At 61.2% G+C, this 12,733-nt stretch carries 11 protein-coding genes; 5 read left to right on the forward strand and 6 right to left on the reverse strand.

The window, feature by feature from the left end:
* Window positions 1–7 precede the first annotated feature (7 nt).
* From Tal182_RS03280 to Tal182_RS03305, 6 genes are all read right to left on the reverse strand, one after another.
* A complete protein-coding gene (locus Tal182_RS03280; RefSeq protein WP_085858057.1) occupies window positions 8–925 on the reverse strand; it encodes a dihydrodipicolinate synthase family protein in 918 nt (305 codons plus the stop codon).
* 19 nt (window positions 926–944) lie between these two features.
* On the reverse strand, window positions 945–1,820 hold the full coding sequence (locus Tal182_RS03285) for an ABC transporter permease (RefSeq protein ID WP_085858058.1): 876 nt from the start codon (window positions 1,818–1,820) through the stop codon (window positions 945–947).
* A gap of 3 nt (window positions 1,821–1,823) precedes the next feature.
* Entirely contained in the window at window positions 1,824–2,783 is a 960-nt protein-coding gene (locus Tal182_RS03290) for an ABC transporter permease (protein WP_085858059.1), read from the reverse strand.
* Between the two features lie 97 nt (window positions 2,784–2,880).
* Window positions 2,881–4,467: an ABC transporter substrate-binding protein gene (locus Tal182_RS03295; protein ID WP_085858060.1), complete on the reverse strand. Its 1,587-nt coding sequence runs from the start codon at window positions 4,465–4,467 to the stop codon at window positions 2,881–2,883.
* Window positions 4,464–5,195: a FadR/GntR family transcriptional regulator gene (locus Tal182_RS03300; RefSeq protein ID WP_085858061.1), complete on the reverse strand. Its 732-nt coding sequence runs from the start codon at window positions 5,193–5,195 to the stop codon at window positions 4,464–4,466. Before Tal182_RS03300 ends, Tal182_RS03295 begins: the two co-directional genes overlap by 4 nt.
* Before the next feature lie 233 nt (window positions 5,196–5,428).
* Window positions 5,429–6,439, reverse strand: coding sequence for a LacI family DNA-binding transcriptional regulator (locus Tal182_RS03305; RefSeq protein ID WP_085858062.1), 1,011 nt, complete (start codon window positions 6,437–6,439; stop codon window positions 5,429–5,431).
* A gap of 324 nt (window positions 6,440–6,763) precedes the next feature.
* Here Tal182_RS03305 and Tal182_RS03310 point away from each other — a divergent pair, with 324 nt between their 5' ends.
* From Tal182_RS03310 to Tal182_RS03330, 5 genes are all read left to right on the forward strand, one after another.
* On the forward strand, window positions 6,764–7,750 hold the full coding sequence (locus Tal182_RS03310; RefSeq protein WP_085858063.1) for a sugar ABC transporter substrate-binding protein: 987 nt from the start codon (window positions 6,764–6,766) through the stop codon (window positions 7,748–7,750).
* Between the two features lie 113 nt (window positions 7,751–7,863).
* Window positions 7,864–9,399, forward strand: coding sequence for a sugar ABC transporter ATP-binding protein (locus Tal182_RS03315; RefSeq protein WP_085860802.1), 1,536 nt, complete (start codon window positions 7,864–7,866; stop codon window positions 9,397–9,399).
* Complete coding sequence (locus tag Tal182_RS03320) at window positions 9,383–10,405, forward strand: ABC transporter permease (RefSeq protein WP_016734809.1); 1,023 nt, start codon at window positions 9,383–9,385, stop codon at window positions 10,403–10,405. Before Tal182_RS03315 ends, Tal182_RS03320 begins: the two co-directional genes overlap by 17 nt.
* Window positions 10,406–10,627: 222 nt before the next feature.
* Entirely contained in the window at window positions 10,628–11,773 is a 1,146-nt protein-coding gene (locus Tal182_RS03325) for a right-handed parallel beta-helix repeat-containing protein (protein ID WP_064800639.1), read from the forward strand.
* 92 nt (window positions 11,774–11,865) lie between these two features.
* Window positions 11,866–12,669 carry a Ku protein gene (locus tag Tal182_RS03330; RefSeq protein WP_085858064.1) on the forward strand — a complete coding sequence of 268 codons (804 nt, stop codon included), beginning with the start codon at window positions 11,866–11,868 and terminating at the stop codon, window positions 12,667–12,669.
* The last annotated feature ends 64 nt before the right edge of the window (window positions 12,670–12,733 follow it).

Here is a 12,733-nt window from a genome sequence, read left to right on the forward strand (position 1 = left end):
GCATCCATCAGGCAAGCAGGCCGGTCGCGCGCAGGATCTCGTCGATCCTTGCGGTTTCGGCCTCGTTGAGCGCCGCCCGCGGGCGCGGCATCAGCGCCGTTTCGATAACGCCGAGGCTCTTCATCGCCGCCTTGAAGGCGCCTATGCCGGCAGCGCCGCCGCTGACGCGGCCCGCCCCGACCCAGACGATTTCGAAGAGCCGGCAGAGCCGCTCCTGCTCCTTGCGGGCCGCGGCCCAGTCGCCGCGCTGGGCAGCATTCCAGAGCCTGACGTAACCATGCGGATCGACATTGGCGATGCCGGGCACCACCCCATGGGCGCCCATCTGCAGCGCCATATCGACGACGATTTCGGAGCCGGTCATCAGGAAGACGTCCTTGTGGTCGGCGAGATCGAGCAGCACGTAACGGAAATTGCCGTCGTCGCCGCTCGAATCCTTGATGCCGATGATCGTTCCCTCTTTCGCAAGCGTCACGCTGGTCTGGCGCTGCAGTTTCACATGCACGCAGACCGGAATGTCATAGGCAATCAGCGGGACGTCGACGGCATCGCGGATATAGCGGAAGTGATCGATGATCTCGGCCTGGCTGGTGACCGTATAGAACGGCGCCGTGACGACAACCGCGTCGGCGCCGGCCGATTTCGCGGTCCTGGCATGGTTGATGACCCTGTCGGTGGTCGGGTCGATGACGCCGACGATCAGCGGTACGCGACCGTTGATGACTTTTGCCGAATGCTCGATGATCTCCTGTCGGGTCTTTTCGTCGTGGAAGATCACCTCGCTGGTCGAGCCGAGCACGAACAGGCCATGGCAACCGGCCTCGATCAGGTTTTCCAGCACCCGCGTGTAGGACGGGTAATCGACGGTGTAGTCCTTGTTCAGCGGGGTTATGACGGGAGGAACGACACCCTTGAATTTGCTCATCTTCGCTTTCTTTCGATCGTCAGTTTAATTCGGCGCGAGGGTCGAAGGCATCACGAAGACCATCGCCAATGAAGTTGATTGCAAGAACGGCAAGCACCAGAAAGCCGCCGGGAAACAGCCACTGCCAGGGATATTGTTCGAGTACGGCGGTGGAACGGGCGGCATTCAGCATGTTGCCCCAGCTTGCCGCCGGCGGCGCAATACCGAGCCCGAGAAAGGAAAGGCCGGCCTCGAGCAGGATGGCATTGGCGATCTGCAGCGTCGCGAAGACGACGAGGATGTCGATCGAATTCGGCAGGCCGTGGCGGAGGAGGAGATGCGGCAGGCCCGCCCCCATGCCTCTTGCCGCCATCACGAAGTCACGTTCGCGAAGTTCCAGCAGCCGCGAGCGCACCATTCGCGCCAGCAGAGGCCAGGAGAGCAGCGAGATCACGAAGACCGTCGGCCAGATGCCGGTGCCGGCGATCGAGGCGAGCACCAGCAGGAAGATGACCGGCGGCAGCGTCATGACGAGATCGACGAAACGCATGGTGACCGCATCCGCCAAGCGGCCGGCAAGCGCCGAGACGGCGCCGATCAGGAAGCCGATAATGGCGGAAATGACGGTCGAGGTGAGGGCCACCAGCAGCGAAATGCGGCCACCGTCCAGGACGCGGGCGAGGATGTCGCGGCCGACTCCATCGGTGCCGAACCAGTGTGTCGGCCCCGGCTGGGCATTCATCGCCAGCAGATCGATGTCGTTGGGCTTGAAGCTCCACCACAGCGGATAGGAAAGGATCGCGACGATCATCAGCGCAATCATGCAGAGGCCAAGCAGGGCGGTCCGGTTGAGCAGGAAGCGATGCAGGGAGCGCGCGATCGGGCCCGGACTGCGGGCGGGGCTTCGTGCCAGCATCACTCAGCCCACCTTGATCCGCGGATCGACCACCGCATAGGCGAGGTCGGTCAGGAGGTTGACGGCGATGACGCAGGCGCCGATCATGAGCGTCGAACCCATGATGACAGGATAGTCGCGGCCTTCCACCGCATCGACCATCAGCAGGCCCATACCGGGCCAGTTGAAGACGCTTTCGATGAAGATCGCCCCGCCGATCGCAAGGCCGATGGTCGAGCCGATCAGCGTGATGACGGGCAGCAGCGCATTGCGCAGGGCATGCTTGGTGATGACCCAGAATTCGAACACGCCTTTGGCGCGCGCGGTGCGCACATAGTCCTGGTTCAGGACCTCCAGCATGGAAGCGCGCATATAGCGCATGATCAGCGCTGTCTGCGCGACGGCCAGCAATGTCGCGGGCAGGATCAGGTGATGGAGAAGGTCGGCGACGGAGAATTCCTGGCCTGGTGTCAGCATGCCGCCGGAGGGCATCCAGTTGAAATAGACCGAAAAGAGATAGAGGCCGACAAGAGCGCTGAGGAAGGGCGGGCTGGAAATACCGGTGACTGCGAAGACAGACAATGATAGGTCGGCGACGGAATTGCGGCGAACCGCACCGACGATGCCGGTCGCGATGCCGGCAACGATCGCGATCGCAATCGCCGATCCCATCAGGAGCACTGTCGGGCCGACGCGCGAGAGCACGAGGCCGAGCACCGGCTGGTCGGGCCGCTTGATCGAATAGCCGAGATTGCCCATCAGCGCCTGCCGCAGCCAGCCAAGGTACTGCACCGGCAGCGGCTGATCGAGTCCGAGCGTGGCGCGCAGCTCGGCAAGATCCGACGAGGACATCGGAATATTGGGATCGATATAGGCGTCGATCGGATCGCCGGGCGTGAGGCGCAGCATGGCGAAGATCAGTACGCTCAGTGCAAGCAGCATGCCCACTCCGATCAGCAGGCGCCGGAGACTGTATCTCAGCATGAAATCCATTCCTGTGCGGGCGGCCCACAGCGCCTCGAAAGACGCGCGGCGCTGCAGTGACCCGGCCGCCCCTTTGCTTCTCAGGATGCGTTACGCCCTATTCGGCGATCGCCCATTTCTCCGGATGCGCCTGGTACGGGCCGCCGCCGGGGGCAGGCGTCCAGATGAAGTCCTTCAGCCTGGCGGAGGCGACGCCATAACGTTTCGCCACCCACAGCGGACCCCAGGGCAGTTCCTTGTTCATCACCTTGCAGACGTCCTGATAGCGGGCGTCACGCTTCGCGGCATCCGTCTCGCCAAGCGCTGCGTCGAGAGCGGCCGTCAGCACGGGCATGCGCACGCGCGCGACGTTGGGGCCCGCCGGTGGGATCTGCTTTTCATTGAGGCCGACATTGATGCTGCCCGGATCCGGGCCGTTCTGCAGGCCGGCATAGACCATCTGGAACTGCGCGACGTCGGGTGTGGGGTTGAGCACGATGCTGTTATAGGTCGGGGTGTCGACGGCGCGCGGCGTGACGTTGATGCCGACCTGGGCGAGCATCGCCTGGACCGCCGCCATGACATTGGCGGCAAGCGGCGTGGTGTAATAGGTCAGAAGCGTGATCGGCTTGTTGCCGTTGATCTCATCCCAGCCGGCCTCCTTCAGCAGTTGCTTCGCCTTTTCCGGATCGTAGGCATAGGTCTCGATGCCTTTCGGCACCACCTTATCGGCGACATAGGCGCAGTTTGCCGGTTCGGCAGCGCCGCCGTAAAGGCTCTGGATGATCGCATCGCGATTGATCGCGTACATCACCGCCTGACGGACCCGAATATCCTTCCAGATGGGTGAGTCGTGGTTGAAACCGAGATAGTTGACGACGAAGGAGTTGCCTTCGATGACGCGGAAATCCTTATTGTCGTTGAAGGCCTTCAGATCGTTGGAATCAACATAGGTGAACTGGATCTCGCCGGCGCGTAATGCGGCGATCGCCGCTGCCGGATTGGCGAAATAGCGGTTGATGATCTTTTCAAGCGCCGGTTTGCCGCCCCGGTAGTCGGTGTTGGCAACAAGTTCGACATATTGATCGGTGACATATTTGCTGAACTTGAACGGCCCGGTGCCGATCGGCGCCGTGGACCACCACGTGTTCTTGGCGAGCTGATCGGCTGGGATCTGCGAAAGCGCGTGCTCCGGCAGCATCATCACCTTCGTCAGGGTGTCCATCAGGCTTGCGGACGGGGCCGAGAGCTTGATGACCAGGGTCTTGTCGTCCTTGGCCTCGACCGAGGAAACGGCATTCAGCCGCGCCGCCAGAACGGAGCCGGTCTTGGCGTTCTTCGCGAGTTCGATGGTGAACTTGGCGTCCTTTGCCGTGAAAGGCTTGCCGTCATGCCATTTCGCTTCGGCGAGCGTGAAGGTGTAGGCCAGTTGGTCGGAGCTGACCTCGTAGGACGAGGCGAGCTGGCCGACGACCTTCTCCAGCTTCTCGTCATAGGTCACCAGCGGCTCGAAATAGACGCTGAGCCACGTGAAGCCGCCCGTCGCGGCGAGCGGATTGAAATTACCCTGGAAACCGCCGGGCCCGACATCGAAGCCGCCGGACAGCGTGGCTGCCTGCGCGGGGCCGGTGAAGGCCGGGACAACGGTCGTCGCCATCAAAGCAGTCAATGCGATGGCCGATGATAGTCTTTGCAGTCGTTTCATTGTGCTCCTCCCAGATTTGCACTTTTCTTGTTGGCTGCGATCACCCGGGAAATGCCGTCATAATGGCGGTCCAGGCGCTTCTGCGCTTCCGCGACGTCCTTCGCCTCGATGGCGTCGACGATTGCCGCGTGATCCCTCCAGGTCGCGACGGGGTCGACATTGTCGAGGTTGACGAAATCGGACGCCTTGTAGAAGGCGAGCCAGAACACATCGATCAGCCGGGCAAGGGTCACGTTGTTCTGGCAGCGGAAGAGCAGGGTATGAAAAAGCTGGTCTTCGTCGGCAAAGGATTGTCCACGCTCCGCATGCACCCGCATGCGCTCCACCGTGGCGCGCAGCTCGGCGATATCGTCGTCGCCGATCATCTCAAGCGTCTTGCCGATCAGCCCGACTTCGAGGGTGCGGCGGATCTCGATCACTTCTTCGATCTGGCGCAAAGCGCCGCCGAGGCCATAAGCGAGATTGTCGAGCAGCGGCTCGAATGAGAATGCCTTTACGAAGATGCCGACGCCTCGGCGCGATTCCAGCACACCCAGCGATTCCAACGCCTTGATGCCTTCGCGCAGGGAATTGCGGCTGACGCCGAGCTGGTTCGCCAGGTCGGATTCGGCCGGAAGCAGCGTGCCGGGCTTCAATCCGTTGTCACTGATATAGGCGCGCAGGCTTTCCTGGACGGAGACGTGGAGAAGAGGCGCACGTGTGAGGGGCTTCATAGTTTTCAGCGACATGCGTTTCTCATTTCCGTCTGCAATGGAGACGCCAAAGACATATCCACTTGTAGGATATCCGTCAAATGGATTCGTCTGCTCAGGATGTCGGCGCGAGGTCGGACGCGGACGCTCGGAGCGCCGGCGGTAGTCATGGTGGTGATGGGAGGAATCGCTGCGCGTTGCGACGGATCCGCAGCTCATTTCCGAGTGAGTGGTGACGGAAAGCTATACGAGCGGCCTGCCGCCGACGCTCAATCGGGTTGCGGGGGGGCGGTCGTTTCCCCCTCCGCTAGCTGGCAGGCGAGCAGGATGGGGTGGTCGAGGTCCGGCGTCGGTTGCCTGTTCAACAGGACGGCGACCGCCGCCGCGGCAATCTTCTGAATCGGCTGCTTGACGGTCGTCAGCCGCGGCGTGGTCATGCTCGAGAGCGGGATGCCGTCGAATCCGACGATCGAAAGGGCTGCGGGTATCGGTATTCCCAGATCATGTGCCGCTCTCATGCAGCCGATCGCCTGCTGGTCCGAGCTTGCAAAGATGGCGGTCGGCCGTTCGCTGCGGGCGCGCGCCAGCAGATAGTTTCCCGCCGATCGTCCGCTTTCATAATCGAAAGCCGCCTCGGCGATCAGCGGCGACCCTTGACCTTGTCCGCCGTCGTCGGGCTGCCCCATGGCATCAAGGTAACCCTTGAGACGGTCATTGGCGGGCACGGAATGTCTGGGACCTGAGATGAAACCGATGCGGCGATGGCCGAGCTTCAAAAGATGCTCGACGCCGAGGCGCACGCCGGCGCGGTGATTTGAGGCGATGCCGGAATATCCCGGCATCAGGCGGTCGACGACGACGATCGGCAAGCCCTTCGGCAGCTTGAGCGCATGGAAGTCATTGCTGGGAACGAGGATGATGCCGTCGACTTTCCGGCTTGTCAGCTGCCCGATCCGGTCTGCCTCCTTGGCCGCATCGTCAAGCGACGTCATGACGATGATGTTGTAGCCATGGCTTGCCGCCGCCTGTTCGGCGGACTGCACGAGTTCCGAGAAGAACGGGTTGGTGAGATCGGGAATGACGATGCCGATCAGCCGGCTGACCTTGCTGCGCATGCTTCTGGCCGACGGGTCGGGCATATAGCCGAGCTCGTCGATGATGCGCCTGACGCGCGCCCTCAGCTCATCCGTCACGGCGGGGTGGTCATTCAGCACCCGCGAGACGGTCCCGGTGGAAACGCCGGCAAGTTTGGCAACGTCTCGAATTCCGACCTTTGGCATAATCGAAGAACATGTCCCTTCATTTCAGTCTCGGGGACGCGGAGGCACCCGACCGGGCTTCAGCTAATGGTCTCCATCGCCTTCGTCAAAGGCCGCGATCAATTTGACGGCGTCTGCATAACACGAGGAATGCCGGCATTCAATGGAAACGGTTCACCGTTGAGTTTCGAAAAAGTCAGGGCGGATGCCTCTTCCTTCGGCATATGCCCATTTTTCGCCGTCTTGACAATCTCGCGGACCGTTGTTACCCAAGTGGTGTTGGAAACGGTTCATCAGCGAAGGCACTCAGGTGAGGATAGGCCCGGAACCGTTCGGAGGAGAGAAATGTCCCATTCTACAAAACGTGATTCCGTCCTGATGAATGCGCCGCGCCGTGCGGCATTGAAGCTCGGACTTGCCGGCACCTTGGTGCTCGCATTGTCTTGCGGCGTGTCGCCCGCTTTTGCGGCCGGCAAGCCCAAGGTCGGCCTGATCATGAAGTCTCTGTCCAATGAGTTCTTCAAGCAGATGAAGGCCGGTGCCGATAAGTATGCGGCTGAGAACAAGGACAAGTTCGAGTTCAAGGCGGTCGGCATGAAGGACGAGCGCGATTTTGCCGCTCAGGTCGATGCCGTCGAGAACTTCGTGACGCAGAAATACGACATCATCGTCGTTGCCCCGGCCGATTCGAAGGCGATGGCAACGCCGCTTGCAAAGGCGGTCAAGGCGGGCGTCAAGGTCATCAACATCGATGTGCCGCTCGATGCCGATGCCAAGAAGGCCGCCGGTATCGACCTGGCATTCTTCGGCCCGGACAATCGCGAAGGCGCCAAGCTCGCCGGCGATGCGCTGGCCAAGGATCTGGGCCCTGGTGCGAAGGTTGTCATCCTCGAGGGCAATCCCGAGGCCGACAATGCCAAGGAACGCAAGGAAGGCTTCATGGACTCCGTCAAGTCGGGCAAGCTCGAGCTGCTCGACAGCAAGACCGCCCATTGGGAGACGGAAGAAGCCAACACCGTCATGACCAATTTCCTGACGAAGTATAAGGATATTCAGGGCGTGATGGCCGCCAACGACTCGATGGCGCTGGGCGTCGTCAAGGCGCTCGATGCAACCGGCCAGGCCGGCAAGATCAAGGTCGTCGGCTTCGACAACATCCCGCCGGTGCAGCCGCTGATCAAGGATGGTAAGATGCTTGCCACCGTCGAACAGTATGGCGCGCAGATGGCGGTCATGGGCATCGACTACGGTATGCGCGAACTTGCCGGCGAGAAATTCACCGGCTGGGTCAAGACCGACATCAAGCTCGTCACCGCCGGCGACCTCAAATAATCGGGTTGCCGATTTAAGGCCACAGGAAGCGCCGGCTGCCAAGCCGGCGCTGACCGCTGCCACCCGATTTGCGTCTTGTGCGGAGGGTGGCCATCTCGAATTTCAAACAGATCATGCACGAGGTGGACGTGTCAGACGCAGCAGACGACTACATCTTGAAGCTGGATGGGATCGGCAAGCGCTTCCCGGGCGTCGTCGCGCTCAAAAATGTTTCCATGCGGATCGGTCGCGGCAAGGGCCACGTCCTGCTCGGCGAGAACGGGGCGGGCAAATCCACCCTGATCAACCTGCTGGGCGGCGTCTTCAAGCCGGATGACGGCCACATTACTTTTGATGGCAAGTCCTATCATCCCGGCTCGCCGCTGGAGGCCTTCAAGGCCGGCATCCGCGTCATCCACCAGGAACTCCATCCGCTTTCCAATCTCACCGTCGCCGAAAACCTGCTTTTCGAGCATCTTCCGCGCCGATACGGCCTGGTGGATTATCGGAAAATGAACAGCCGCGCGGCGGAACTGCTGGCGGAAGTCGGCCTCGACGTGGCGCCGACGACGCTTGCCAGCCGCCTCAGTGTCGCGCAGTTGCAGCTGCTCGAGATTGCCAAGGCGCTCTGCTATGAAAGCAAGCTGCTCGTCCTCGACGAGCCGACGGCAACCTTGACCTCAAAGGAAGTCGACCGGCTGTTCGAAATTCTGAAGCGGCTGAAGGCGCGTGGGGTAACGACGCTTTACATATCGCACCGGCTCGAGGAAATCTTCGAAGTCGGGGACGATGTCACGGTGCTGCGCGACGGCCAGCATGTCATCACGCGTCCGCTGGCCGGATTGGCCATCCCGGACATCGTCGAGCTGATGGTCGGGCGAACGCTCTCGGATCACGGCGTCTTTCGCAGTGACAGCGCCGTGTTCGGCGAGGCGCTCGGCGTCTCCGGCCTGAAGGTGACGCGCAGCAGCCCGGAACTGTCCTTTTCCGTCGCCAAGGGCGAAATCGTCGGCATTGCCGGCCTTGTCGGCAGCGGCCGGACGGAAGCGGTGCGCGCCATATTCGGCGCCGACGCCAAAGCCGGCGGCGAAATCCGCGTCGACGGAAAGCCGATTGCGATCAATTCGCCCAAAGACGCGGTTGCCGCCGGCCTGTGCCTGGCGACGGAAGACCGCAAGCTGCAGGGCCTGATGCTCGACATGAGCTGCGCGGAAAACGCCACGGTGACGGATTTCCGCAAGATCTCCCGCAAGGGACTGATCAGCCGAAAGGCGGAGAACGACCACGCCCAGCGTCTCGTGCGCGAGCTGCGCATCAAAACCCCGTCGATCCACCAGATGGTCAGGACGTTTTCGGGCGGCAACCAGCAGAAGGTCGTCATCGCCAAATGGCTGTTCCGCGGTCCCAAGGTGCTGATATTCGATGAGCCGACCCGCGGGATCGACGTCGGCGCCAAGGCGGAAATCTACGAGCTTCTGTGGAAATTTGCCGCCGAAGGAAAGGGCGTTCTGGTCGTATCCTCGGATCTGCCGGAGCTCATCGGCATCTGCCATCGCATCATCGTCCTGTCGGACGGCAAGATCGCCGGCGAAATAGCGCGGGATCAATTCGAAGAGAGCAGGATCCTCTCACTCGCTTACAAGGAGTACAGTCGTGTCCGGCAACATTGAAACCAAGATCGAAGCGAAAGAGACAGGCTTCTGGGACAAGCTCATCCGGATCTCGATGAAGGAGGCAGGCGTTGCCATCGCCCTCGTCCTGATCGTCATATTCTTCTCGGCGACGGCGCCCTATTTCGCCACGCCGGAGAATTTCCTGAAGATCTTCGTGCAGATCGCCATCAACACGGTACTCGCCTCGGGCATGACCTTCGTCATCCTGGTCGGCGGCATCGACCTTTCGGTCGGCTCGCTGCTCGCCCTTTGCACGGTTATCGGCGCGACGATCATGATCGACCCGAGGCTCTCCCCTTGGGCTGCGATCGTGCTGGCGTCGCTCGCCTCGATGGGCACCGGCGCGATCCTTGGCGCCATCAATGGCTGGGTCTGCGAAAAGTGGAAGCTTCCGTCCTTCATCGTCACGCTCGGCATGCTGAATGTGGCGAGCGGACTGGCCCGCGTCGTCAGCGATAACTCCACCATCACCGGCCTGCCGCAGCCCTTCGTCGATTTCGGCAATCTGATCTTCTGGGGCATCTTCCCGTCGATCTTCCTGATTGCGATCGTCGTCGTCCTCGTCGGCTGGTTCGTGCTGCGTTATACCGTGTTCGGGCGTTTTGTCTTCGCGATCGGCACCAATGAAGAGGCTGTGCGGCTGTCGGGACATGAGCCGAAACGCTACAAGATCGCGGTGTTCACCATCTCCGGCCTGACCGCCGGCATCGCGGCCATGGTCTATCTGCTCCGCCTCAATGTCGGCAGTCCGGTTGCGGGCATCGGCTATGAATTGAATGCGATCGCCGCGGTCATCATCGGCGGAACCAGCCTCTCGGGCGGCAAGGGCTCGATCGTCGGAACGCTCGTCGGCGCCTGCATTCTGCAGGTGCTGTCGACGGGATTGCAGCTGCTGGGGGCCGACGACAACATTAAGCCGATCGTCATCGGCGCCGTCATCGTGCTTGCCGTTATCCTGGACAGCTATCGCGGCCGGTTGATGCGGATACTCGAAACGCGGTGACCGATCGCCAGGCGCGGGCCTCTGAGGTCGCATGGCGGCGTGCAAAGTCGAGGCAGGCCGTCAAACTCCTGCCACATGCCCTGCATTAAGTCGACGCGACTGCATATGTCTTATGATCGGAATTGATTTAAGGATAATGCTGCAGCAGCTCAAAGCCTAGCCGCACCCTTGGCGCATCTGAGAAGATGCGCGGCGCTGCGGTACCGCGTCGATGGAGATCCGATGCCCGCAATCCTGCGAAAAAAAGTTCACGGCGCGTCCACCCGGGCTGAGGTCATCGACGGGGCAGAGGATATCGGCGTCGCCTATCAGGTGTTTTCCGATACGGTGGTCGAAGACGTCATCGTCAAGAACTCGCCTCGTGGCTTCAAGTTTCACAACGGCAACAACCTCGTCGTCAGGCGCTGCGAAACGGAGAATGTCAAGGGCGACGGCATCTACCTAACGAAAACGAAGAACGTCCTTCTGGAAAACAACCGTATGGGGGCGGCTCCCGGCGAGGGCGCGGACTGCTGCCAGTTCGCCTATCAGAACAGCGACGACAATATCAGTTCGGACGTCGTGATCCGCGGCAACCTCTTCCTGCAATCGCCGACGAGCACCTCGAACAAAGGCGCCCTGGTCTGCGATAAAACCCGCAACTATCTCGTCGAGTACAATTTCATCGGCGGCAAGAATTTCTCCTTTTCATCGGTCGGCGACGATGCCGTGGTGCGCAGCAACATCATGCGCGACGGCAGGATGAACGACTATTCCTTCGGCTACGGCATCGGCGACAAGGCAGACCGTACCGGCCATCACGTCTATGACAATTGGATCGAGAACAACAATCGCGGCATCAGCCTGAGCGGCTTTTCCGACCAGGAGCGGGCCTTTCGCAAAGATATCGACATCCACGACAACGTCATCAACGGATGCGACATCGCCTTCTTCGCCAATCGGCCATGGTCGGGGAGCTTCCGGCGCAACATATTCATGCGATGCGGCCAGGACATGGTTCTGTCGGGAAAGGGCAAGGCCACCGCCGGCGAGATCGACGGCAATTACCACAATGACGGCAGCTTCTTGAACCTTGTGGCGCCGCCGCTCCGCTTCAATCCCGACGGCAAGGCCTCCGTCGCCTCGGGTGAATGGACATCCGAGCCCGATGAGATCGTCATCCAGTGGCGCGACAAGGGATTGGATATTCCTGACGCCAACCGCCCTTCCATTGCCGTCGAGCCCGGGATGGAACTGTCCTGTGTGCTGTTGGCCCGCAAGGGCCGCAATTGGATGCTGGCGATCGCCGAGACCGCTTATGACGAGTTCACGCCGCGCGCATGGCAGGAAAAGATGCTGCCGTGGCAGAAGCGGTATCTCTCGATCTGAACCAAGTACTGCCGGTATGCCAGGCCCGGAACCAGAGGCCGGTTTTGCCGTTGATTGCCATATCCCACCGTGTCCGGGAGGGAAGGACCGCCATGGCACGCCAGACATTCTGGAAAGGCTATCTCAAGCTCTCGCTCGTCACCGCCTCCGTCTCGCTGACGCCGGCGACGACCGAAAGCAACAAGGTGCGTTTCCACGTCCTCAATCGCCAGACGAAAAACCGCGTCGAAAGCCGCTATGTCGACAGCGTTACCCATAAACCGGTGGCTGACCGGGACCAGGTGAAGGGTTATCCGCGCGGCGAGGACGATTATGTTCTTCTCGAAGACGAGGAGATCGAGGAAGTCGGGCTCGAAAGCACCCGCACCATCGATATCGACAGCTTCGTCCCACGCGGCTCGATCGATTGGATCTGGTACGACAAGCCGCATTTCCTGGCGCCGGAGGACAAGGTCGGCGTGGAAGCCTTCTGCGTCATCCGCGAAGCGATGAAGGCAAACGACGTCGTCGGCATTGCCCGCCTGGTTCTCTATCGCCGCGAGCGCGCCGTGCTCCTGGAGCCGCAAGGCAAAGGCATCGTGCTCTGGACCCTGCGCTATGGCGACGAGGTGCGCGAACCCTCGGCCGAAATCGACGACAAGGCGGAGATCGACAGCAAGCTCCTGACGCTGATGAAGCGGCTGGTGAAGGAAGAGACGAAGGACTGGAGCCCGACCATGGTGCAGGATCCGATCCAGAAGCGTCTGAAATCGATGATCCGCGGCAAACAGAAGAGCCTGAAGAAGGCTGCGCCCGCCAAAAAACCCGCACCGGTAAAATCGACCGGCAACGTCATCAACATCATGGATGCGCTGAAGAAGAGCCTGGCTTCGGAAAGCGGGCGGAAGTCGCGTTAGAGCAATTCCAGGAAAAGTGCGAAGCGGTTTTCCCGGCAAAGCGAAGCGCTTTGCCGGGAATTGC

This window comes from Rhizobium sp. TAL182 (assembly GCF_002117725.1).
GTDB lineage: Bacteria > Pseudomonadota > Alphaproteobacteria > Rhizobiales > Rhizobiaceae > Rhizobium > Rhizobium esperanzae.